Origin of the sequence: uncultured Roseobacter sp., assembly GCF_947495275.1 — a bacterium.
In the GTDB taxonomy this organism is placed as follows: domain Bacteria; phylum Pseudomonadota; class Alphaproteobacteria; order Rhodobacterales; family Rhodobacteraceae; genus Roseobacter.
The window spans coordinates 229361-251091 of sequence record NZ_CANLYL010000007.1 but is presented as its reverse complement, the minus strand read 5'-3'; the positions used below and the strand labels follow the sequence as shown (position 1 = coordinate 251091).

The following is a 21731-nucleotide window of genomic DNA, read 5'->3' as shown; positions in this document are numbered from 1 at the left end:
GGGTGGAACCCCTATTGACGATGAAGAGGTTAACAATGTTAACTGTTTTGGCAGAGCACTTAGACTTCATTTCTCCAGGGGATAATTTATGGCCGACAATGAGCACACACACGGTGACAAGCATCTGACGCTCGAGGATGTTCAACTGATTATCGGACGGGCAATGGTGGATGAAAGCTTTCGTTCCGAATTCACGCGCGCACCCAAAGAAACTTTGAAAAAGCTGCACATCAGCGCGACAGTAGGCGGCAAGGAAGACGAAAAGACAATGAAGTTGATCAATGCTCTCGCGGAAGCATTCAGCGACAAATGTTCGGGTGCAACACTTCAGGAAGCACTTGAAAACATTAGGAACTCCTACCTTCAATCAACCGATGGGGTTATCCGCCCCCGTTGCGGCTGATCGTCGTGAGACCAGGTTGAACGAATGCGGAACCGGTCGGACCCGGCGAGGGTCCACCTGGTCTCATTACCATTCACATCATTGCAGTACCCAAACCTTGGGGCCAGCCTTTTGGGGACGGCGCTTAAGGAACGCGGGGTCGATTGCACGATCGACTATTTCGCCTTCGACTTCGCAGAAGCGATAGGTATCGATGCTTATCTTTTTCTTTCGCATGAGAAGTTCTATCAGGCGTTTTTGGGCGAATGGGTGTTTTCGCCCCTGGTTTTCGAGCGTCCTGAATCGCTTGACATGGAATACCTGACGGATGTCTTGCCGGATTTCGCCGATCCACTTGAAGCCTTGCTTTTGACGAACTCCGCTTTGGCCGCAAGAAAAGCGGTGAGAGGGTTCATTGAAAACTGCGCAGATCAGATCGCGGAAAACGCGCCTGAAATCGTTGGCGTGACCACTTCGTTCCAACAGAATATGGCATCTATTGCATTCGCAAAGGCGCTCAAACAACGGGCCCCGGATACGACAATTGTATTTGGCGGAGCAAATTGCGAGGCCGAGCTGGGTCGGCATCTGCTGGACCGCTTCGACTTTATAGATGCGGTTTGCAACGGTGACGGGGATGTTTCATTCCCAACATTTGTCGAGCGTTTCTCTCTCGAAAAACCGCTCCCCGAGGTGCCGGGTATCACCACCAGAAACGGCAGCTCGTCGCGGCAACAAGGTGGGCTTGTCCAAGCACTCGATGACCTTCCCACGCCGGATTTTTCTGAATTCTATGCCCGGTTTGACAAAACGCCTGGGCTCGATGAGCTTTTGCAACCAGCGCCGACAATCGAAACGTCGCGGGGCTGTTGGTGGGGCGCCAAACATCACTGCACATTCTGCGGCCTCAACGGAAATTCCATGGCCTACCGAAGTAAGTCTCCTGACCGCGCGTTTGCGGAATTCCAGACCCAGGCGGAAAAATATGGTCCGAATTTTGTCGTCGTGGATAATATTCTGGACTACGCCTATTTTGATAGTCTTTTGCCGATGCTGCGGGACGCTCCGACCCCATTTCTGATGCACTATGAAGTGAAATCGAATCTTTTTCCGAAACATATCAAGGCGATGGCTGAAGCGGGTGTTCGCAAGATTCAGCCGGGTATAGAAACTCTCGATAGTCAGATTTTGCGATTGATGAAGAAGGGCGTGACCGCTCAGCAAAACGTTCAAACACTAAAGCTTTGTGCGCAGGCTGGGATTTTTGTGGATTGGGGTTTTATCTTCGGTTTTCCAGGCGAAGACCCGAAAAGCTATGAGCAAATGGCCGAGTTCATACCTTACTTGCATCACCTGCAACCACCAACTGCCTTTGGGCCGGTGCGTGCAGATCGGTTCAGCCCTTACTTCACCCGCCCTTCAGATCATGGCATTCAGCTGGCTCCGGCCAAGCCATATAAGTACATTTATGCAGGCGTCGGCGATGAGCTGAGCAAGTTCAGCTATCATCATCAGATGTTTGGTGGCGATATTGACGATGCGGCCGAGTATACCGAACCTGCGAAAGAAGCTGTAAAAAAATGGATGTCGTGTCATTCGGATGCCCGGTTCTACATTGACGATGATAATGCCACTCAGATGACCTTGGTGGACAGCCGCATAGGCAAGGAAGAGAAGCGGTGGCGATTGAGTGTCCTGGAGACGGAAATCGTCCGCCTGAGTGCCTGTATCATTGCCAGGGACCGGGTTGCGGACAAGCTGGCGCAAAGGTTTTCGGCATCGCAGGTGGAGGCCACGATTGGGAAACTTCTTGAAGATGGCGTGCTTTTGAAGGAACGCAATTCGATCCTGGCTTTGCCTTTGCAGCCGGGTCTCTACCGGCAAGCACCAACTTGGCCACAGATCAGGGCGGAGGTTTTTCAAGCTGACCTTGAAGGGGTCCAATAGGGCTAGGTTGGTGTCAGATACCAGATGATGCCTGTCAAATCAGCGAAGGTATCATCTATAGACCAAACCATGGTCGTTTGGGGGAACGGGCTTATCGGTGACTTGAGCACGCTGTAGGATTTCACCGGACACCATTCACGCACAAAAGCGCGCGACATTGAGCGTTACGACCAGATTATTTTGGGGAGAAATATGCCGGATCTGCTGCGAAAACCGATTGGAGCTTCTGGTCAAGTCCATAATATCACGCCGCAAGCAGCTGGTTGGCGGTATGTCGGCTTTGCACTTCACCAGCTTTCGGCAGGCGACATCCTGTCAGAACACACGAATGACCGAGAGGTCATATTGGTTCTGGTGGAGGGTAAGGCAGAATTGACAGCAGAGGATGTTGATTTCGGTGAAATGGGGGATCGGATGGAGGTCTTCGAAAAGACGCCGCCGCATTGCCTCTATGTTCCCGGCCATAGCCAGTGGCAGGTCACCGCCACAACCAGGCTCACCCTGGCAGTTTGTTCCGCACCGGGTCTGGGCGGGCACAAAGCGCAACGTCTGGGCCCTGACGGGATCGCTCTGACGCAACGCGGCATTGATCAAAACACACGATTTATCAACAATATCGCGATGGAAGACCGCGATGTTGCGGACAGCCTTCTGGTGACGGAAGTGTTCACGCCGAGCGGAAACTGGTCCAGCTATCCAAGCCATCGCCATGACGAAGATAACTTCCCGCAGATGACTTATCTGGAAGAAACCTACTATCACCGCCTCAATCCGCCTAAGGGATTTGGCATTCAGCGCGTCTACACTGAAGATGGGGATTTGGATGAAACCATGACGGTCAGGAATGGTGATGTCGTTCTGGTGCCCAGAGGACATCATCCCTGTGCCGCGGGCTACGGGTACGAGCTATATTATCTCAACGTGATGGCGGGTCCGCTGCGAAAATGGCGTTTTCAAAACGATCCCGCCCACGACTGGATCGCACAACGTGACGCCGCCCAGGAGCGCACGGGCTAGGTTTCACCATTCTTTCGGCCTTTGTCGGGTTTCTACGCGACCCGTTTGCCTTGGCTCCACACGGCGCTCAATATGGGTGTGTCTTCGATCTTGCCAAAGAGTATCAAATCGGCGCGGTTCCCAATTTCCAGCGATCCTCTGTCAGAGAGGCCGACGCTTTTGGCGGGGTTGCGTGTGACTGTCGCAATGCCAGCGGGCATATCGTCCCAGATTGTGGCCAAGCGGAGGGCACCCTGAAGCAACGCGGCTGGCACGTAGTCTGAGGAAAGGATGTCGAGGCGATTTCGCTGAGCCAGGTCCCCGGCTGCCACATTGCCTGAATGTGATCCTCCGCGCACCAGATTTGGCGCGCCCATAATCGTTGCAATGCCAGCGGCGTAGCAGGCGTCTGCTGCTTCGAGCGTGGTTGGGAATTCCGCAATCGATACCCCCCGGTCCCGGCTGTGATCAACTTGCAGTGCAGTTGTATCGTCATGGCTTGCTAGGGTCGCGCCGTATCGATTTGCCGCAGCGACCGCAGCTGCTTCATGTTTAGCGCCAAACTGCTCCTGCAGTCCGTAAAGGAATTCTACGTAGTCGCCAAAACCATCGCGTGACAGACCATTTTTGCCGCAGACGTAATCCTCGAATTTCTGCAAATCCCTGAATTGGCGTTGTCCGGGCGTATGGTCCATCAAAGATACGATGCCAATCTTGTCGGCGGGGCCAAATTCGTTCAGCTCTTCCTCAAGCGTTTCAGAACATATTTCTGCTCTCAGATGAATATGATGACTGATTTTCAGAACCCCCGCGTCGCGCATCTCCAGAATCTCGTCTGCCATGGAGCGGGCGTATTTGCCAAACCGACGCTTGCTGTTTTCGGAGATAATCGACCCCGCCCGGATGGCGTCAAAGACCGTTGTAATTCCCGTGCCCGCAAGCTCGCGATCATGCGCGACGATTGCAGCCTTATGGGGCCAATCGACCTTTGGGCGCGGCTGCATATGACGCTCCAGGTTGTCAGTATGGAGTTCGATAAGGCCCGGTGCCAGAAATTGATCCTGACAGTCAATCGCGCCTTTTGGTATTGAACTACCCTGATCCATATCGACGATTGCCCCATCTCGGACGATAAGCGACCCGCGGATCACGTCATCGGGCAGGATCAACCTTGCATTTGCGAAAATCTGGTTACTGGTCATGTTGCATTTCGCCTGTCTGATGAGGGGTTGTGGCACTCGCGTAGAGCAGATCGCGTGCGCGGCTGACCGTTTCCGCCAAGGCGCCGGAATTGTCCAGAACGGTGACTTCGATACCGGGAGGTATTGGCTTATCGGCTCTTGCCAGGCGACGCGAAATTTCCGTTGGAATTTCGCGGCCTCGCTTTTTAAGCCGTTTCTCAAGAATGTCCGAGCGGGCCACCAACGCAAGGGTGCTGAAACTCTCGAAGCGGCGCGATGCCTGTACCAAGGCGCCTCGGGAAAGGTTGGCCAGAACATCGAAGCCATTTTTCAAATCGATATCGACGCTGACGGGAATGCCGTAAGCCAAACCATGGGCTTGCCATGACAGCGCGAATGCTCCGGCGGCCTGACGTCTGTGAAACTCGTCCGGGACCACGCCATCGAAGACTTCGCCTCCTGAATCGCCGGGTCGCGTGATCACCCGCCGCGCCAGCCGGAGACGTGGTTCAACCCTTGCAAAAGCTTGCATGAAACTGTCCTTGCCAACACCCGAGGGACCGACCACAGCAATGAAGCGGCCCGTCATGATGCTGATACCGGCGCGAATTCTGCGACATCGATTTGGCGATCACAAACCCTTTCCCGAGCCGCCTCATCGTGGAAAATACCAACGATTGCAGCCCCGCGATCTTTGGCGTCTTCGATCAGTTCCAATACGGTTTCGCGATTGCTGGCATCGAGGCTGGCCGTGGGTTCGTCCAGTAGCAGGGCGGGGAATGCATAGGCGAAACCACGGGCAATGTTGATACGCTGCTGTTCGCCGCCTGAAAATGTTGTGGGGCTCAGATGCCACAGCGTTCGTGAGATGCGCAGTTTCGTCAGGAGCATTTCGACCTGATGCCGCGCAGCCTCCGGGGGCGTTCCGGTCCGCAGCAACGGCTCGGCCACGACGTCAATGGTCGGTACGCGCGGAACCACCCGCAAAAACTGACTGACGTACCCCAGGGTGTTGCGCCGCAGTTCCAGTATCTGGCGCGGATTGGCTTGAGCCACATCCGTGTCCCCGATCAGAATGGTTCCGGAGGCCGCAAGATAATTGCCATAAAGCATCCGCATCAGGGTCGACTTGCCTGCCCCGGATGATCCTGTAAGTCCGATGCATTCGCCTGGCTCGACCTTTAGTCGGGCGTTCTCCATCACCGGAATGACCGCACTGCCTTGATGGTGCAACGTGAATGATTTCGAGACATTTTCAACGGAGATCATTTGGGTCACACCTGCAATACTGAAGAAACGAGGAGTTGGGAGTAAGGGTGTTGCGGGTCATCCAGCACCTGATCGGTCAGACCGGTTTCGACGACATGACCATCCTTCATGACCATCAGGCGATCCGCCAGCAATCGAACGACGGCGAGATCATGGGTCACGATGATGGCGCTGAGGTTCATCTCTCTTACCAGACCCCGCAAGAGATCGAGCAACCGCGCCTGCACGCTCACATCCAATCCACCGGTAGGTTCGTCCATGAACACCAAGCGGGGGCCGGTGACCAGATTTCGGGCAATCTGCAGCCGCTGCTGCATTCCGCCTGAAAACGCTGTGGGCCGATCGTCAATGCGGTCCTCGTGGATTTCCACGCGCCCCAACCAATCTGCTGCTGCCATCCGAATGTCGCCGTAGTGGCGGGCACCCACGGCCATCAATCGTTCCCCGACGTTCCCGCCTGCACTGACATTCATTCGCAATCCGTCACGGGCATGTTGGTGCACAAAGGCCCAATCCGTCCGGCCCAGCATGCGGCGCTCCGGCTCGTTCATCGTGATTGTGTCACGCAAGCCCTCTGCCCGGGTGTCGAACCAAACCGCCCCGGTGTCTGGGGCGAGATGCCCTGCAAGGCAGTTGAGAAGGGTGGATTTTCCTGAACCGGATTCACCTACGATGCCCATGACTTCACCGGGGTAGAGATCGAAGGATACGCCTGCACAACCTACGCGTTTCCCGTAGAACTTCGCGAGGTCTTCAACTTTCAGTAACGGTGTCATGTCGCGGACCCTTCAAACACGGTTCCTTTGACGCCAACATGGCCTTGTCTGCGCCGGGAGGCGCAATAATCCGTGTCGGAACACATGAACATCCGGCTCCCCTGATCATCCGTGATCAACTCGTCGAGATAGCTGTTTTCAGCCGCGCAGAGATCGCAGGCATGATCGGCCTTCGTTGGTTCAAACGGATGATCCTCAAAGTCCAGAGAGACAACTTTCGTGTAGGGAGGAATGGCGTAGATACGCTGTTCGCGACCCGCGCCAAACAGTTGAATTGCGGCCATTTCCAGTTTCGGGTTGTCGAATTTCGGGATGGGCGAGGGGTCCATGACATAGCGCCCCTCGACCTTGACCGGGTAGGCATAGGCTGTCGCGATTGCACCGTGTTGCGATATGTCTTCATAGAGTTTGACATGCATCAGCCCGTATTCTTCAAGCCCGTGCATCTTGCGGGTCTCAACTTCGGAAGGTTCCAGAAACCTGAGAGGTTCCGGGATCGGGACCTGATAGACGATGATCTGGTCTTCCCGCAGCCGCTCTTCCGGTATGCGGTGTCTGGTCTGAATGACACTTGCGTCACCGGTGGCTTCGGTGACGGAGACAGCGGCGGTTTTCTCGAAAAAACGTCGAATGGAAACAGCGTTTGTTGTGTCGTCCGCACCCTGGTCAATTACTTTGAGCGTATCGGCGGGCGTCAGTATCGCTGCGGATACCTGAACGCCACCCGTGCCCCATCCATAGGGCATGGGCATTTCACGGCTGGCAAAGGGCACCTGATACCCCGGAGTGGCCAATCCCTTGAGGATGGCACGGCGGATCATGCGTTTGGTTTGCTCGTCCAGATAGGCGAAGTTGTACTCGCTCATTGTGCAGCCTCCTGTGTCTCGGCGGCGGCTTCGCGGCGCAGCTTGCGGATCAATTCCAGCTCGGACTGAAAATCCACATAATGCGGTAATTTGATATGTTCCAGAAATCCGGTCGCCTGAATATTGTCTGCGTGATAGAGCACAAATTCCTCGTCTTGCGCAGGCGCGCCGACAAAGTCTTCGCCAAGTTCCTTCCACCGCAAAGCCCGATCCACCAGGGCCATCGAAATTGCCTTGCGCTCCGACATTCCGAAGACCAGCCCATAGCCGCGGGTAAACTGCGGCGGTTCGGTCTTTGATCCCTTGAATTGATTGACCGTTTCGCATTCGGTGATTTGGATTTCGCCAATCTCAACGGCGAACCCAAGTTCGGGGATTTCCAGTTCCACGGGGACGATGCCGATCCGCAATTCCGCCACAAAAGCATGATTGCGCGCATAGCCGCGCTGGGTGGAATAGGCCATGCCAAGGATGAACCCTTCGTCGCCACGGGCCAGCGATTGCAGACGCAGCGCCCGGGTGGCGGGAAGCTCCAGCGGCGCGCGCGTCAGGTCAGGCGGGTGCGTGTCGTCAAAGGGTTCAGTCTGAACCAGGTCTTCACGGTTGAGAAAATCCATGATGTGGGGTGTCGCATCTTGCCGGGTTAGGACTTCGGTGGCATCGGGCACTTCACCCTCGGCGGCCAGTTTAAAATCGAGCAGTCGATGAGTGTAGTCGAACGTCGGCCCCAAGATCTGTCCGCCGGGGGCATCCTTGAAGGTTGCAGAGACGCGGCGATCGCAGGTCATGTTATCGGTGGCGATGGGAACCGCCCCGCCAAAGCGCGGCAAGGTTGTCCGATAGGCGCGGATCAGGAAGATTGCCTCGATGAGGTCGCCGCGCGCCTGTTTGATTGCCAGGGCGGCAAGGTCAGGATCAAAAAGGGACCCTTCGGCCATGACGCGATTGACGGCGAGGGTCAGTTGCTCGCGGATTTGTGCGACCGATATTTCAGCAATCGCGGTGTCCCCGCGCCGCTCTTCGGCCAGCCAGGCATGGGCATTGTCGATGGCCCGTTCACCACCTTTGACTGCGACATACATCAGGACACCTTTGTCGTGCGTGGCAGGGCCGCAAGGCGGCTGCGGTGCGTGAAATAGAAATCAAGACCGAGCGGAAAAAGTTGAGCATTCGTCGCGAACACCTCCGTCTCCGGCAAGGACAACGTTCGGCTATTCTTGATCCCCGGGCCACGCAGGACAAAGCCTTGCGTGCACAGGTCTTCGACTTCAACGATCAAGGTGGTTGAGCGGTCGGGATATTCCGCGGTGCCGATGGGGAAGGACGCAATCGGCAGGTCTTTCCAGACACCAACCGCGAATTGCGCATCACCAGCGCTGACAAATGGCGCACCGGTATGAAACGTGATCCAGTCACGCACCGGATCAATGTCAAAGCCGGGTGCCAGGAACAGGGGTGTCTCAGGGTCGCAGAGCGTCAGCAAAATGGTTCCTGCCGCTATGGAAAGTGGCGCAGGAGGTGCAGCGCCTGATACGTCGAGGATTTCGCCGGGGCGTGCCATCGCGGTCATGATCTGGCGAAAGGCCTGCGCGCTTTGAATGGGGCCATCCACGAAGCCGCCGGACAATGCCAGACCGTTCATGTATCTTCTCCCCGGACCATAGTGAAAAAATCTACCTTGGTCGCCGCGGCTTTTGCGGATCGGCGAGCGCGCTTTTCTTCATGTCGCGCTTGCAGGGGGTCGACGATCTTCCGCTGCACCTGTGGCGCTGCGGCCGTCTGCAACAAGGCATCTATCATCGCTGCCTGAAGTGCTTTCTTCTTGTCACGGCCCTGAATATACCCATGCCCGGTTTCGCCCGAAGCCAGTTGCACAGAGCACCGCGTGACGGTCATTTCGCCCAAATTGAAAGCAGCGCCGGTCGCTCCTGTGCGGCCACGGACCATGACGCTCCCCACTTCTGGTGCCCGCAAAACACTGTGCTCGGGGGGCTCGTCATATGTTGCCCAAAGCTCTGACAGGTGGCTTGATGAGGCTTTCGCCAACAGGCTGATCCAGACTTTGCGATCTGAATGCGGGGGCGTGGAATTGACCATCTAGACACCTTGCAGATTTGTCTATTTATATATACAACTAGACAACTTTTATCCGAAGACGACGAACTCTGCAATCCCAACTTCATGAAAGTTCAGTGACACTGATGGTTCGAACCCCGATCTGGAAATCAATTGCAACGACGCTGACGGCCGAGATTGCGCAGGGGCATTATGCACCCGGTGAAAAGCTCCCCACCGAGGCGAACCTCGCAGCAAGATTTGGCGTGAACCGTCATACAGTACGTCATGCGCTGGGCTCACTGGTTTCCGAAGGACTGGTCCACACCCGCCGCGGGGCCGGTGCCTTTGTCGCACAAAGACCAACAGATTACCCTATCGGTCGCCGTGTCAGGTTCCACCAAAATTTGGCGGCGGCGGGGCGGGTTCCCGCAAAGGAGGTGCTGACACTGCTATCTCGCTCTGCTGGTCCGCGCGAATGTGAGGCGTTGAACCTTTCTGCAGGGGATGAGGTTCACGTCTACGAAGGGCTTTCACTCGCAGATGGTCAGCCGATTGCGCTGTTCAGAAGTGTTTTCCCCCGTACCCCATTCCCGGACTTGTTGAAAGATCTCAATGAAACCAAATCGGTGACTGCGGCGCTGGAGCGCGTCGGTATTGAGGATTATATCCGCATCTCCACACGCCTGACGGCCAAGCAGGCCAATGCCACGCAAGCCTTGCATTTGCGGATCAGCGAAGGCGCGCCCATCCTTCGGACGGTTGGCATAAATGCCGATCTTTCAGGCCGACCGGTTGAGTATGGGCATACCTGGTTTGCGGGAGACCGCGTGACCTTGACTGTTTCGGATGTGTAAGAGGTCGCCACCATCCTGGCAGGCTTTTGTGGCTCAATAGTCAGCGCTATCGCCTTTTATCAGCTTGGCGCGCAGCCAGCCGGAAAACGTATCCATCGCCATGACCATCAGGATGATCAGGACGATGTAGTAGGACACTTCCTCCCAGTCTTTTTGTGTGATGATGGCCTGTGTCAGCAATAACCCGATGCCACCACCGGTAATCGCTCCAATGATCGTGGCTGACCGCGTATTGCTCTCCAGATAGTAAAGGATCTGACTGAGAAGAACCGGGGTGATCTGGGGGATCACGCCAAACCGGTACCGCTGCAAGGGCTTGGCGCCGGTGGAGGTTACGCCCTCGATTTGCTTTGCCTCCACGTTTTCCAGTGCTTCTGAAAATATCTTCCCGAAAGTGCCGGTATCGGTGAGCAAGATGGCCAACGATCCGGTCAAGGGGCCGGGCCCGAATGCGCGACTTAAAACAATGGTCCAGATCAGCCCGTCGACGCCCCGTAGGAAGTCGAACACCCGTCGTGCCGCGAACCGCAGCGCACCAAGTGGTGTAAAGTTCTTTGCCGCCAGAAACCCCAGAGGCAGCGCGATTATGGCGGCGCCGAAGGTCCCCAGAAACGCCATCAATACAGTTTCCAATAGCGCCCAGGCCACGTCGCCGTGACGCCACATCTTGTTATCCCAGAAAGCGCGCAAGATATCGCCGTAGTCTCCGGTCGCGACAAGTTGTTTCGGGCTCATGCCATGATAGGGGCTGTCCAAGGTGAAAAAGAACAACTCCCAGCCCGCGAAGTAACGAAACACTTCGGCGCGGTTGCGGGTTACCGTCAGGCGACCGGCATCAGTTTTGATGGCAAGGCGGTTTTTTGAAACGTTGATCCAGCCGGGCAGATTGTCTGTCGGGAAAACGGCATTGATCCCGTCTTTATCTGGCCGGGCAGCGATGCGGCCAAAATTGGGGATGTCATAAGTGATCTGCTGTCCAAAAACCACAACGTGTCCGTTGCCCAGATCGATCACCGTCTCGTCGCCCAAGACAACCCATTCGGGGCTTTTGCCAGCCGGATAGCGGCCCTTGCGCTCGCCTTCGATGGCGATTTCTATGTCGCCCGAACGATTGTTCCGCGCGACATGTGTCTTGTAGCTGTAAACATCCGAGAGCAGGACTTTCACGTTCGGGATGCTGACCCTTTCTCTCAGTCCAGCGATGTCAAAGGTGAAAAAGACATAGACCAGATAGCCGATGATCGCCGCCGGGACCATCATCGCCTTGATGCGTTTGCGCAGCAGATAGGAAGCAACCTGATATTCAAGCATGTCGGATTTCATGATGTCAGGGCCCGTTCCTGTCTGCCAAATGCCAGGTGGTTGCGCACAACGCTCGAAATCTGATCCACTACAATGATCGTTGCGAACAGCAGCAGGAAGATCGCCGCAGCCTCATCGAACTTGCCCTGTCCCCAAGACATGGTGTTGCGCAGGTCGTAGCCGATACCGCCGGCCCCAACAAACCCCAGAATGGCCGACGCGCGAATGTTGATTTCGAATCGCAGCAAAGCGTAACTCAGATAGTTGGGCGCCACCTGGGGAATGACCCCCAGACACATGCGCTGCATCCAGTTTGCCCCCACTGAGGCCAGCCCTTCGACGGGTTTCAGGGAGGCGTTTTCGTTGACTTCCGAAAACAGTTTACCCAAAGCGCCAATGGTGTGCAGTGCAATGGCGATCATCGCAGGTACCGGGCCGCCGCCGAGCAGAAAAATCAGCACCAGAGCCACGACGATTTCCGGAATGGCGCGGAGAATGTCCAGCAGGCGCCGTATCGGGCCGATCAGGCGCACCGCCGGTGCAAGCCTTCGCGTGGCCAGCAAAGACAGCCCCAGGGCCATCAGGGCACCCACCAATGTAGCCGCAGCAGCAATATTCACGGTTTCGATCAAGGAGCGCGCGTATTTTGCAAAGTAACCGGGAAGCAGGTGCTTTCGATCCCACGCTTCACCGACAACGTCGGCTGGAAAATCGAGGATGTTGGGAAGACCCTGCCAGAAGCCGCCTGCATTTCGCGCATTGGCGGTCTGAAAACCGGCAAGAAGCAATGACACGAAAACAATCAAGAGAATGCCGCTCAAAAGGCGTTTCTGTCGCATCGCCGCGAGGTAGTTCGCTTGGATCTCGATCCGGGTGTCAGTCATTTGGCGCGGCCTTCAAAGAAGGCAGATCCCGCTCTTGCATGGAGGGGATCTGCGGGTCGTTCTGAAACAGAGATGTCAGTTGGATTTCGCTTTGCGCGCTTCGACGATGGAGACATATGCCTCGTGCGTAATCGGATCGAAGCCCAGGCTGTCACCCGCCGCGACGCCGTAGGCGCAATCTGCATCGGCCTCATACAAACCATCGACAAGCTCAGTCATTGTGGCTTTTACATCAGTGGGCAAGGCCTTGCGCAGGACAACCGGACCTTCCGGGATCGGCTTGGACCGCCAGATTTCGACAAGATCGTTCATATCAATCAGCCCGGCATCCACTGCCTTGCGCAAAGCACCCGAGTTGTAGCCATCTTCCCAGTCGCCCTGACCGTCCGCCCAAGTGACGCCACCGCTCACGTCGCCGCCATTCACCGCAACGATGGTCTGTTCGTGACCGCCTGTAAATTTCACTTCGCCGAAGTAATCACCTGACGTCATGGTTGCGCCCGTCTTTTGCGGGATTTCGATGGAGGGGATCAGGTAACCGGACGTGGAATTTGGGTCACCAAATCCGAATGTCTTGCCTTTGAGGTCACTCAGCGAGGTAATACCACTGTCCTTGCGGGCAAATCCGATCGAATGGTATCCATAGGACCCATCCAGATTGATCTTGACCAGAACCGGTTCAACGGCATCAGGATCTTGGATGTGAACTGCAGCATAAGATGACGCGCCCAGCCAGGCCATGTCCAGCGTGCCGCCCAACAGACCCTGAATGACGCCATTGTAGTCGGCGGGCGCAAAGAGCTTGGTCTCAACCCCCAGCGCGTCCTTGGTATAATCCGCCAGGCATTGGTAGCTGTTCAACCGGTCCTGCGCGTTTTCGCCGCCAAGAATGCCGATGCGAAATTCGGATATTTCATCTCCATCTGCCATGGCGGTCGAAGCGGTGACTGTAATCGTCAGCACTGTTGTGAAAATCTTCTTCATTCGTGGTCTCCAACAAATAGCAATGCCGCCGGTGGCGGACGGTTCAGGCATATTCTCTTTCGAGGGTTTCGATTTCGGTGGATGTTGCTGCTTCGGAAAACGACGCGTCCGCGCCGTAAATGTCTCGCGCCACTCCGGCCGTCAGTTGCGCAGGTGTGCCGTCAAATACGATCCTGCCGTCCCGCATGCCCAGAATCCTGTCACAGTAGCGCCGAGCCGTATCGAGCGTGTGCAGGTTTGCGATGATCATGCGACCGTCTTCTTCGTGGATACGCCGCAGGCTTTGCATCACCAGTTGCGCATTCATCGGGTCAAGACTGGCAATTGGCTCGTCGGCAAGGATGATCCTGGGGTCCTGCATCAGCGCGCGCGCGATGGCGACGCGTTGTTGTTGCCCCCCGGACAAGGCTTCAGCCCGTTTTGGGCTGTGTTGCGCGATCCCCAGGCGATCCAGAATACCAATGGCTCTTTGAACGTCTGATGCCGGATACATGTTGAACAAAGTCGCGAGCGTGGAACGGCGGTTCAATGTGCCATGCAAGACATTCGAGACAACATCCATCCGGGGCACCAGATTGAATTGCTGAAAGATCATCGCGCATTGTGACTGCCAATGCCGTACCGACGCACCTTTCAGGGTTGTGATGTCTTTTCCTTCAAAGCTGATTTGACCTGACGTCGCATCTGACAGCCGGTTGAGCATTCTCAGAAGGGTGGATTTTCCGGCACCCGAGCGCCCGATGATGCCGATCATGGCAGGCTTTGCCACCGTCAGGGATACCGAGTTTACGGCAGTGTTCCGGCCGAATGTCTTTGTCAGGTCTGAAACTTCGAGCATGCCGATCCTCGCGATTTGATGCGGGTCTGACAGGCGTAGTTCTCAGATTTGTATCAGACCGGCGAAAGTTCTGTGACGGTTTGCCTGGTGATGGAGAAGACATTAATCTGGCTTTTCCTGCTCCCGTGACTGCAACGTCAGGTCGGAAAATTGTGCTATGGATGATAAACTTGGTGCATCACCAACGACATCAGGTGCGAAAAGCACAGGAGGGTCATTTGAGCGTCCAAGGATTTGTTCGATTGCCAAGAGGCAGTGCGACGATTTCCGGTGAGCTGGTCGTTGCTGTAGAAGACGTGTCCTTTGCGGATGCGGAGGCACAGGTGCTGACAGAGTTCAGCACCCTGATCAGTCAGGGGGATTGGCAAATTTCTGACGCGGGGCATTCCTTTGAGTTTGAGATTGAGGTTCCTGATGACCGAACCAGCTACCGCAGACTGGTGCTAAGCGCGCGCGTTTATTGCGGAGGCCGCAACGCTCTGACCACTGGTGATGCCTTGACCATAGACTCGCAACCTTTGCCCGAAAATGAATTGCAGACTGTTGCGCTCGACCTAAAAATTCTTTGAATGTTCTCGTTTGTCGTGTACCCTTTAACCATTATTAAAAAATAAATTACGGGTTCCAATGTCAGATTATGATCCGGACACCGCCCCCGATGGATTGCTATTGAGCAATACGGTCAAGACCGGCTATGTCCGGGGCGTTTATGGCAGTGACAAGTTCTCTGTGCGTGAAATCGAATACTCTGTGGTTGACGGATTGGCCGTTTTCGAAGGCTGTATCGTGCTGGGGACCGCTGACGAAATGGCGGCGCTAAGCGAGCAAGTTACGCGCGATGGCGGTGTCGATCTTGTCAATGCAACCGAAGGTTTCGGCCTCACCGTGTTGTCGCGGTACCTATGGCCCGAGGGTACTGTCCCCTATCAGATCGACGAAAATTTACCGGATGCCAACCGGGTGATCGATGCGATTGCCCACTGGGAAACCAAGACGAAAATCCGATTTGTGCCCTATGTCGATCAGGCCGATTTCGTCACCTTTCGACCCGGCTCGGGATGCTCTGCGAATGTCGGCTGCGTGGGCGGCGAGCAATTTGTCAATCTCGGCCCCGGTTGCACTTTGGGAAATACGATACACGAAATTGGCCATGCGTTAGGTCTTTGGCACGAACAGAGCCGTTCTGACAGGGATGAGCATGTGGAGGTGCAATATGACAACATCCACAACAGCGCGCTGCACAATTTCAACCGGCATATCTATGACGGCGTGGATCGTGGACCCTATGATTACGGCTCGATTATGCACTACCCTCCAAATGCTTTCGCCAAGGACCCATTGAAACCCACACTCGTGGCACCTGATGGGGTGGAAATTGGCCAGAGGCTAAGCCTCAGCAGCGGCGATGTGGCCGCGATCGAGCAGGCCTATGCGGAGGAGTTCGAAAAGCGCGACAATGTCTGACCCCGCTTCCCTGATATTCAAGGACAATCGCCCGGCCGATGCGGTCGGCGTGCATGCGGTGGTTATTGGTGTCGGGCACTACGCACATCTTCCCGGCGGAAACAGCCATCGCTTCGCCGATCACGAGGGCATGGTGCAACTCAGCTCGCCCCCGAGATCCGCAGAGCACATCGCCAAATGGTTGCTGGACACGTATCATGATGACCAATCGATGCCTTTGCGCAGCATGCATATGCTGGTGTCGAAAAAGGGAGCTGCGCAGAAGTTTCACCATAAGCACTGCCCCGAAAGCGAAATTGCGTCAGCCACATTAGGCAATATCAAGAAGGCTGCGAGAGACTGGTTCAGGCGTAGCGACGAAAACGCACAGAACCTGCTACTGTTCTACTTCTGTGGTCATGGAATCTCCGCAGGCATGCAGCACACTTTGTTGAGCACTGACTTTGGTGAAGATACGCTTGCGCCATTTGAAAATGCGGTAAACTTCACGGATTTTCATTTGGGGATGGGCCGCTGCAAGGCGCAATCACAGGTTTACTTTGTTGATGCCTGCCGGTCGATCTCGAAGAATCTGATTGAGCAAAGTGCGAGTTTCGGGGATTCCCTGATCCCGGGCGTCACGCCGATTGTTCAGAAAACGGCACCGGTCTTTCTGTCCGCTCAGCCCGGTGAAAAGGCCATGGGCCTTCCCAGAGAACCTTCTGCATTTGCGCAGGCCTTGCCATTGGCTTTCAAAGGCGGGGCCTGGGATAAGGTGGACGGAGAGTGGGTTGTGTGCACGTCTATGTTGCGGCGGGCGCTGGAACGACAGACGCGCCGTGTGATGCGCGCTTTCCCGAATTTCAACTTTGAAGTAGGCGGTTATGCCGATGCCACAATCACCATCAAGCGCCCCGAAGGCGAACCCGTTGTGCCGGTCGATTTGGGGGGGCGGCCCGATACGGATCACAACCTTCTCGAACTGGCTTATGAACCCGATGGGACCAACGCTCAGGTCATCAAGGAGGTTAATAACGACGAAGTCTGGCTGATTGATCTCACGGAGGGAGATTACGAGTTCTCCGCCAAGTTCCAGAATGCGGCCGGTCAGCAAAAGGTTGTGACCCTAAGAAAATTCGTGTCGCCGCAAAATGTGTCTGAAAGACTGCGTCTGTCATGACCGGGTCACTGAAGATGCACGTTGTTCAGTATTTGGATGGCCAGTCTGCCGAAAGCGAAGGCGGTGAGGTCATTGCGAACATCATTCCGTTGTCAAAGGTCAAACTGCCCGCCGGTGTGGAGGTCAGCGACATACTGATCCCGGTTGGGCCGCCCGGGAAGGTGCAGCCGCGCCTTGTCTCCGATTTACCGGCGGGCAGATATCAGGTTCGGGTGCGGATGCCGTCTGGTACTGAAATGGATCAGGTAATCGCTATCGAGGAGGGCGAGGAGGCGGAAATTGCTTTTGAAGCAGAAAGCTCGCCATTCGAGACCCTTTCATGGCAGGCCTTCGCGGGGGGCATCGCGCAGCAGATAGAACGCAGGTTGAGGCGCGAACTTCAGGCGCGGCAAAACCCCCAGGAGCGTGCCCCGGTTCAATCCCATGAAGATCTTCAGCTGATCAAGGGCATTGGACCGGCTGTTGAATCGGCGCTCAACCGGATTGGCATTGAACAGGTCGGCCAGCTTGCCCGACTGGCATCGCCGGTACTGGGCATGCTGTCGCAATCCTATCTCAAACGAATAGACACATCCGGGTGGCTGGAGCAGGCCGAAAACCTGCTAAAAGAGCGCGAGGAAGCCCCCGAAGCCGAGGATAATTTCAGCCCGCCGTTACCCGCATTGCCCCAACCGCAGGCGCGCTATTTTTTCAGAACCGAAGGTGAGAACTCGCAGTCTGATTTCCTGCGTGTCCTTGCGCGTCGATTGTCGGAAAATGCGCAAACAAGAACAGATGTCTTTGTGAACGCGGATGCTCTGGCTGATGAAGCAGGCAACAGTGTCGCCCCTCCCGAAGATCTCAAGCTGCGTGTGCAGGAGGGGGGCGATGAAACACTGCGTGTGTGGGGGCTGATGAACACCCAAAGGCAGGAACCTCGGATTATCAGGCGCCGCGAGGGCATTAATCGCATGTACGTTGTAGCCGATGACGGCATGGTGCAGTGGCTATTTTGCGTTCCGACGCCCTGGCCTGGCTTGATGAACGGGCAGCCGGTTGGCATTGATGTCAACTTTGACCGCAGTATTCCCGAAGAGTCTGGTGTCAGTATCGTGCCCCGCCACGCCCGGTCGGCGTCGCTGCTGGGGTTCATGCGCGAGGGGGACGTTCGAGCAAGCCGGGCAATTCTCGATTCCGCCAGGTCGCTTCTGTTTGAAAAAGTCGCCAACCCTTTTGCGGCCGCGGCGGGCGGTTGCGTGTTGATCAATGAGTTAAGATGGGGCGGTGGTATCCGTGAGGAGCGTCAACCAAAGGGGTCCAGCGTGCGGGGGGCGGGCATGGATGGGCCGTGGGATCAATGGCTGGAAAATTTGGCGAACTGGTTCCCCTGGCTGCCTGACGCAAAAATATTGCTGGCATGGCACATTCTGCTGTCAACCACGCCAAAGCTCACAAAAAAACATCGCAAGATGGTGCGAGACCTTTTGTTGAATGCCGCCGAGGGCGGATTGCCCGTCTACACCGCCAGTTTCCGGTTGCTGGTCGATGGGTTGAAATTCCTAAAGGCGTCGGAGGAAGGCGGTCCGATCATCACCAAAAGGATATCCGATGCCCTGAACGCAGCCATGAGCGTTTCGATGCGCATTGACACTCGGCAGGTATTTCTCACGGTACGTCTGACCCCTCGCGACCGTATCGGGTTGCCCTTATGACGTGGTTTCGAAGACTTTCCGCCTTACTGTCAGTCGTACTACTGCTGAGCGCAGGCCCGGCGCTGGCCGCTGATCCGGTGACGCTCGTGGGGCAGTCTCCGGGCGAAATCGTGCTTACCGAGGATGCCGAAGAAAGACGACAGGTCGACATTCCGATGTTGCTTCAGGCGGAAGGTGCCAGCGTGGTTTTTGCGCAGACAGTTTTCGTGAAACATGATGGCAAACCCGCCCAGCGGAACGCTTATGGCGCCTGTATCGTAGCCCCAATCGACAACACTGGCATCTGGAATCTGCGGCTCAGTACGGCTGCCGCGGAGTTTGCAGAGGGTAAGCATGACCTCGCAGTGATGATCTGGACGGATGGTGACCCAAGACCGGCGCAGGCCGATTGTCTTGGTAATTTTCCCGCGGAGGCAACCCAAGCGACTATAACGAATGACGATGGAACAACGCTTCCTGCCATCTCTGGCTGTGCGAGCAAATCCTGCAAAATCTACAATTTTTCTGTGACCGTTCCAAAGTCGGCGATACGCAAAGGGGAATTGCTGACGCTTCTTGGCGGTGCAAAGCGCCTGATGACGTTTGATGAGGAAGGCAAACCCGAAGCGGCTGTCTTCGAATTTGTTCCCGGTGAGGGTATCGAGGCCGGTAACATATGGCTCTTTGACGCGGCGCAGTCGGCCTCAGACGGGCGAGCAGAGCCAGATGGTTTTAAAGCGTGTATTTCGCTGCAGGATGTCGATGCGGGTGCTGTGCCAAAGATCATACTGAACTCCGAAAGAACCGCTTATCGCAGCGCGACCTATTCGGTTGGCCTCCATGCCGTGTTCAGCGCGCAGACCGGGCGTACCTGCGCCGATCCGGGCACTGCACCGCCAAGACCAACCGCTTCAAAGTGTAAATCTGCCGCGGAAACCGGTACGGAACTGACCTGTCAAATTCTGGAGCTTCAGGTAGAACGAAAAGCGGCCATTTTGGATACGCCAAATGAGGTCGTAATCAACATAACCCGCGTGCCGATCTTGGAGATTATCCCGGCAAAAACCAGCGATAACAACATTAACTGGGTCGACTCAGAACCGATATCGGACCCTCTGCGGGTGCGGGAAACCGGTTTCCTGGGTGCGATGGATCTGTCGACAACGCGGCGCGCGGTCCGGTTAAAGGGGGCAGGGGGCGAAACGGATATAGCGTCGGTGACTTTCGGCGTCGCCAATAACCCTGGTGATGATCTTGGCATTCTTGGCCCGGGTCGGGGAATGGACCTTGTGCCTGTGAGTTTCGAGTTGCCAACCGGCTACGGAAGCTACAGCGGTACATTTACCATCGATACCGTCAACGCCACGGCGCCCGAGAGAGAGATCACCATCAAGGTCATACTGGGCGTCCCAATGTGGTCGCTGGTCATTTTGATCGTGGCTGGAATCATCATTGGATTTGTTTACCGGACATACTTTGAAAGCGGGCTTGAGCGTGACCGCGAATTGATTCAGGCGCGCCATGCGCTGGACAAACTGATGCGCAAACAACGCGCCGCCCGCGATGCGGAGTTTATCGCGACAGTGGATACTGCCATTGGTCAGTTACGCGTTGCAATGCGGGATGTTGAAGCCACAGCCGACAGCGTGAAAAATGCCCATGTAAGCGCGCTCGCTACTTTGGCAGCCGCCGAAGAGGGCTTGAGCGAAGCCGTTCAATTGGCATCGGGTGAACTTGAAGCATGGCAGCTTGCCTTGCCGAGTTTTCCGTTTGAGCCGATTCAGATCACCCGGGCGTTCACGCCAGCACGCGAACATCTGCGCGAACTGCGCCAGTTCCTCAATGAAGAGGATGTCACGCAGGTTCGCGAACGTGCGGGGCTGCCCAAAACCCCTGAAATCATCAAAAAGGCGCTTGCCGAGACGCAAGCCTGGGTGAACCTGCATAGCTCCGAACTCCGCGATGTCATACGGCTCTGGGCCACTGTGCGCGCAGAAAGTGGTGATCTGGGCCGTTACGAAGATGAAATTGATCTGGTTGAAGACGCGTTGAGTAAACTGGCTACCGCAGACATAGACCCTGAGAAGCTTCATGAAGTGCAAGTGGCACTCAAGAACTTCTTGTCAGGATATGCGGTCGTGTTGCGGCACCGGTTGGCAAACGAATTGGACCCTTTTGTGATCGCGCTGGATGATGCCGCGCGATCAGCGATTGAGGCTGCGGCAAGTGCCAATCCACCTGAAGCTGCCCCCGAGATGCCGCATGTCGCGATGATGGCCAGCCTCAGTGCGTTGAAACAAGCAGCGCAAAGCGCGGAAGCCGATTGGCCGGTTATGTCCTATGTAACCCACGCCAAATCACTGCATCGCTACGTTACCGAAGTTGCGCGAGGATTGGTTGTGCTGGGACATCTTGGCGATGATAAAGAGCCGGTTGCGCCGGGTGTTGCCCTTGAGCGTGCCTATGGGTTCTGGCGCGCCGGGAATCTGGCCGTGATCCCGACTGTGCTGCCTCAATCTGACATGCAGATCGCCGGTGAGCTCACGTCAACCGGGTTCCGGATTGTGCCTCCGCGTGTGGTGTATGGCGGAGAAGCACAGATGTGGCGCGTCGAAGGCCTTTCGCAGGAAGTGTTGCCTGAAACCGTGACATGGGCCCTCGCTTCCGGACCCAAAGACCTTGCCGCGGGTAATTGCGTTTACCTGACGCTCGAAAAACCGGAAACCGTAATCGCAACAGTGGATGCCGCCGGAGCGACACAGAAGCTGGAGATGCGCGCGCTGCCGTTGAAATCCGAAATGCCTCCGGATGTATCCGCACTCAATAAACGCATCACAAAAACCGTCTGGGCCCGTACCCTCGTAAATGGGATTCTGATCACGATTTTCGGGGCGGTGGCTCTGGAGCAAGTCACTGCCGGGTATCTGGCCTGCGTCGTGGCATTGGTCTATGGGCTCGCCGCCGATGTTTCTGCCAACAGGCTGACGGATATTCTGGCGCGGGCGCCCAGCAAATAATGCTGGAACCCGTCTCGCGTTCTGACTGGCCGCGCGACGGGTGTCACAGGTCATGAAGCTCGAGGATCGCGCTAGCGTGTCTGG

At 56.0% G+C, this 21731-nt stretch carries 21 protein-coding genes; 9 read left to right on the top strand and 12 right to left on the bottom strand.

The genetic code is table 11. The features are described from left to right. Positions 1 to 88: 88 nt before the first annotated feature. The 3 genes from Q0802_RS14880 (at position 89) to iolB (ending at position 3346) form a co-directional block, all read left to right on the top strand. Entirely contained in the window at positions 89 to 403 is a 315-nt protein-coding gene (locus tag Q0802_RS14880) for a hypothetical protein (protein WP_298919622.1), read from the top strand. 24 nt (positions 404 to 427) lie between these two features. Next, a complete protein-coding gene (locus tag Q0802_RS14875; RefSeq protein WP_298919620.1) occupies positions 428 to 2329 on the top strand; it encodes a RiPP maturation radical SAM C-methyltransferase in 1902 nt (633 codons plus the stop codon). 192 nt (positions 2330 to 2521) lie between these two features. Then, positions 2522 to 3346 carry a 5-deoxy-glucuronate isomerase gene (iolB, locus tag Q0802_RS14870; protein WP_298919619.1) on the top strand — a complete coding sequence of 275 codons (825 nt, stop codon included), beginning with the start codon at positions 2522 to 2524 and terminating at the stop codon, positions 3344 to 3346. A gap of 32 nt (positions 3347 to 3378) precedes the next feature. Here iolB and Q0802_RS14865 read toward each other — a convergent pair whose 3' ends face one another. From Q0802_RS14865 to phnG, 8 genes are read right to left on the bottom strand one after another with little or no spacing between them, the layout of a single operon-like run. Continuing rightward, positions 3379 to 4527, bottom strand: a complete 1149-nt coding sequence (locus tag Q0802_RS14865; protein ID WP_298919617.1) for an alpha-D-ribose 1-methylphosphonate 5-triphosphate diphosphatase — start codon at positions 4525 to 4527, stop codon at positions 3379 to 3381. Continuing rightward, positions 4517 to 5095, bottom strand: coding sequence for a phosphonate metabolism protein/1,5-bisphosphokinase (PRPP-forming) PhnN (gene phnN / locus Q0802_RS14860; protein WP_298919615.1), 579 nt, complete (start codon positions 5093 to 5095; stop codon positions 4517 to 4519). The genes Q0802_RS14865 and phnN overlap by 11 nt, the downstream gene beginning before the upstream one ends. Beyond that, positions 5092 to 5775 (bottom strand): phosphonate C-P lyase system protein PhnL, encoded by a 684-nt coding sequence (gene phnL, locus Q0802_RS14855; RefSeq protein WP_298919613.1) that lies wholly within the window; start codon positions 5773 to 5775, stop codon positions 5092 to 5094. The genes phnN and phnL overlap by 4 nt, the downstream gene beginning before the upstream one ends. Positions 5776 to 5780: 5 nt before the next feature. Further along, positions 5781 to 6551: a phosphonate C-P lyase system protein PhnK gene (gene phnK / locus Q0802_RS14850; RefSeq protein ID WP_298919611.1), complete on the bottom strand. Its 771-nt coding sequence runs from the start codon at positions 6549 to 6551 to the stop codon at positions 5781 to 5783. Continuing rightward, a complete protein-coding gene (locus tag Q0802_RS14845; RefSeq protein WP_298919609.1) occupies positions 6548 to 7417 on the bottom strand; it encodes an alpha-D-ribose 1-methylphosphonate 5-phosphate C-P-lyase PhnJ in 870 nt (289 codons plus the stop codon). The genes phnK and Q0802_RS14845 overlap by 4 nt, the downstream gene beginning before the upstream one ends. Further along, a complete protein-coding gene (locus Q0802_RS14840) occupies positions 7414 to 8499 on the bottom strand; it encodes a carbon-phosphorus lyase complex subunit PhnI (RefSeq protein ID WP_298919607.1) in 1086 nt (361 codons plus the stop codon). Before Q0802_RS14840 ends, Q0802_RS14845 begins: the two co-directional genes overlap by 4 nt. Beyond that, complete coding sequence (gene phnH, locus Q0802_RS14835) at positions 8499 to 9059, bottom strand: phosphonate C-P lyase system protein PhnH (RefSeq protein ID WP_298919605.1); 561 nt, start codon at positions 9057 to 9059, stop codon at positions 8499 to 8501. Before phnH ends, Q0802_RS14840 begins: the two co-directional genes overlap by 1 nt. Further along, entirely contained in the window at positions 9056 to 9514 is a 459-nt protein-coding gene (gene phnG / locus Q0802_RS14830; RefSeq protein ID WP_298919603.1) for a phosphonate C-P lyase system protein PhnG, read from the bottom strand. Before phnG ends, phnH begins: the two co-directional genes overlap by 4 nt. A 104-nt stretch (positions 9515 to 9618) precedes the next feature. Here phnG and phnF point away from each other — a divergent pair, with 104 nt between their 5' ends. Then, entirely contained in the window at positions 9619 to 10329 is a 711-nt protein-coding gene (phnF, locus tag Q0802_RS14825; RefSeq protein ID WP_298919663.1) for a phosphonate metabolism transcriptional regulator PhnF, read from the top strand. Between the two features lie 33 nt (positions 10330 to 10362). Here the strand turns inward: phnF and phnE (Q0802_RS14820) are convergent, their stop codons facing one another. The 4 genes from phnE (Q0802_RS14820) to phnC all read right to left on the bottom strand — a co-directional run bounded on the left by phnE (Q0802_RS14820) (position 10363) and on the right by phnC (position 14337). Further along, entirely contained in the window at positions 10363 to 11652 is a 1290-nt protein-coding gene (gene phnE / locus Q0802_RS14820) for a phosphonate ABC transporter, permease protein PhnE (protein WP_298919601.1), read from the bottom strand. After that, positions 11649 to 12515: a phosphonate ABC transporter, permease protein PhnE gene (gene phnE / locus Q0802_RS14815; protein WP_298919599.1), complete on the bottom strand. Its 867-nt coding sequence runs from the start codon at positions 12513 to 12515 to the stop codon at positions 11649 to 11651. Before phnE (Q0802_RS14815) ends, phnE (Q0802_RS14820) begins: the two co-directional genes overlap by 4 nt. 75 nt (positions 12516 to 12590) lie before the next feature. Then, on the bottom strand, positions 12591 to 13499 hold the full coding sequence (gene phnD / locus Q0802_RS14810) for a phosphonate ABC transporter substrate-binding protein (protein WP_298919597.1): 909 nt from the start codon (positions 13497 to 13499) through the stop codon (positions 12591 to 12593). Positions 13500 to 13542: 43 nt separating this feature from the next. After that, positions 13543 to 14337, bottom strand: a complete 795-nt coding sequence (phnC, locus tag Q0802_RS14805) for a phosphonate ABC transporter ATP-binding protein (protein WP_298919595.1) — start codon at positions 14335 to 14337, stop codon at positions 13543 to 13545. Between the two features lie 218 nt (positions 14338 to 14555). Here phnC and Q0802_RS14800 point away from each other — a divergent pair, with 218 nt between their 5' ends. Genes Q0802_RS14800 through Q0802_RS14780 form a run of 5 tightly spaced genes read left to right on the top strand, consistent with a single transcriptional unit; the run spans position 14556 to position 21647 of the window. After that, on the top strand, positions 14556 to 14906 hold the full coding sequence (locus tag Q0802_RS14800) for a YbaY family lipoprotein (protein WP_298919593.1): 351 nt from the start codon (positions 14556 to 14558) through the stop codon (positions 14904 to 14906). Between the two features lie 58 nt (positions 14907 to 14964). Then, positions 14965 to 15801 (top strand): M12 family metallopeptidase, encoded by an 837-nt coding sequence (locus Q0802_RS14795; RefSeq protein ID WP_298919592.1) that lies wholly within the window; start codon positions 14965 to 14967, stop codon positions 15799 to 15801. Then, positions 15794 to 16960: a caspase family protein gene (locus Q0802_RS14790; RefSeq protein ID WP_298919591.1), complete on the top strand. Its 1167-nt coding sequence runs from the start codon at positions 15794 to 15796 to the stop codon at positions 16958 to 16960. The genes Q0802_RS14795 and Q0802_RS14790 overlap by 8 nt, the downstream gene beginning before the upstream one ends. Next, positions 16957 to 18651, top strand: coding sequence for a hypothetical protein (locus Q0802_RS14785; RefSeq protein WP_298919590.1), 1695 nt, complete (start codon positions 16957 to 16959; stop codon positions 18649 to 18651). The genes Q0802_RS14790 and Q0802_RS14785 overlap by 4 nt, the downstream gene beginning before the upstream one ends. Continuing rightward, positions 18648 to 21647, top strand: coding sequence for a hypothetical protein (locus Q0802_RS14780; RefSeq protein WP_298919588.1), 3000 nt, complete (start codon positions 18648 to 18650; stop codon positions 21645 to 21647). The genes Q0802_RS14785 and Q0802_RS14780 overlap by 4 nt, the downstream gene beginning before the upstream one ends. Positions 21648 to 21731 lie beyond the last annotated feature (84 nt).

Coding starts and splice junctions, on each gene's coding strand:
- phnF (WP_298919663.1), top strand. CDS start 9,619: ATGGTTCGAACCCCGATCTGGAAATCAATTGCAACGACGCTGACGGCC.
- Q0802_RS14790 (WP_298919591.1), top strand. CDS start 15,794: ATGTCTGACCCCGCTTCCCTGATATTCAAGGACAATCGCCCGGCCGAT.
- phnC (WP_298919595.1), bottom strand. CDS start 14,337: ATGCTCGAAGTTTCAGACCTGACAAAGACATTCGGCCGGAACACTGCC.
- phnH (WP_298919605.1), bottom strand. CDS start 9,059: ATGAACGGTCTGGCATTGTCCGGCGGCTTCGTGGATGGCCCCATTCAA.
- iolB (WP_298919619.1), top strand. CDS start 2,522: ATGCCGGATCTGCTGCGAAAACCGATTGGAGCTTCTGGTCAAGTCCAT.
- Q0802_RS14880 (WP_298919622.1), top strand. CDS start 89: ATGGCCGACAATGAGCACACACACGGTGACAAGCATCTGACGCTCGAG.
- Q0802_RS14865 (WP_298919617.1), bottom strand. CDS start 4,527: ATGACCAGTAACCAGATTTTCGCAAATGCAAGGTTGATCCTGCCCGAT.
- phnL (WP_298919613.1), bottom strand. CDS start 5,775: ATGATCTCCGTTGAAAATGTCTCGAAATCATTCACGTTGCACCATCAA.
- phnG (WP_298919603.1), bottom strand. CDS start 9,514: ATGGTCAATTCCACGCCCCCGCATTCAGATCGCAAAGTCTGGATCAGC.
- phnK (WP_298919611.1), bottom strand. CDS start 6,551: ATGACACCGTTACTGAAAGTTGAAGACCTCGCGAAGTTCTACGGGAAA.
- phnE (WP_298919599.1), bottom strand. CDS start 12,515: ATGACTGACACCCGGATCGAGATCCAAGCGAACTACCTCGCGGCGATG.
- Q0802_RS14780 (WP_298919588.1), top strand. CDS start 18,648: ATGACGTGGTTTCGAAGACTTTCCGCCTTACTGTCAGTCGTACTACTG.
- Q0802_RS14785 (WP_298919590.1), top strand. CDS start 16,957: ATGACCGGGTCACTGAAGATGCACGTTGTTCAGTATTTGGATGGCCAG.
- phnN (WP_298919615.1), bottom strand. CDS start 5,095: ATGACGGGCCGCTTCATTGCTGTGGTCGGTCCCTCGGGTGTTGGCAAG.
- phnD (WP_298919597.1), bottom strand. CDS start 13,499: ATGAAGAAGATTTTCACAACAGTGCTGACGATTACAGTCACCGCTTCG.
- Q0802_RS14840 (WP_298919607.1), bottom strand. CDS start 8,499: ATGTATGTCGCAGTCAAAGGTGGTGAACGGGCCATCGACAATGCCCAT.
- Q0802_RS14795 (WP_298919592.1), top strand. CDS start 14,965: ATGTCAGATTATGATCCGGACACCGCCCCCGATGGATTGCTATTGAGC.
- Q0802_RS14875 (WP_298919620.1), top strand. CDS start 428: ATGCGGAACCGGTCGGACCCGGCGAGGGTCCACCTGGTCTCATTACCA.
- phnE (WP_298919601.1), bottom strand. CDS start 11,652: ATGAAATCCGACATGCTTGAATATCAGGTTGCTTCCTATCTGCTGCGC.
- Q0802_RS14845 (WP_298919609.1), bottom strand. CDS start 7,417: ATGAGCGAGTACAACTTCGCCTATCTGGACGAGCAAACCAAACGCATG.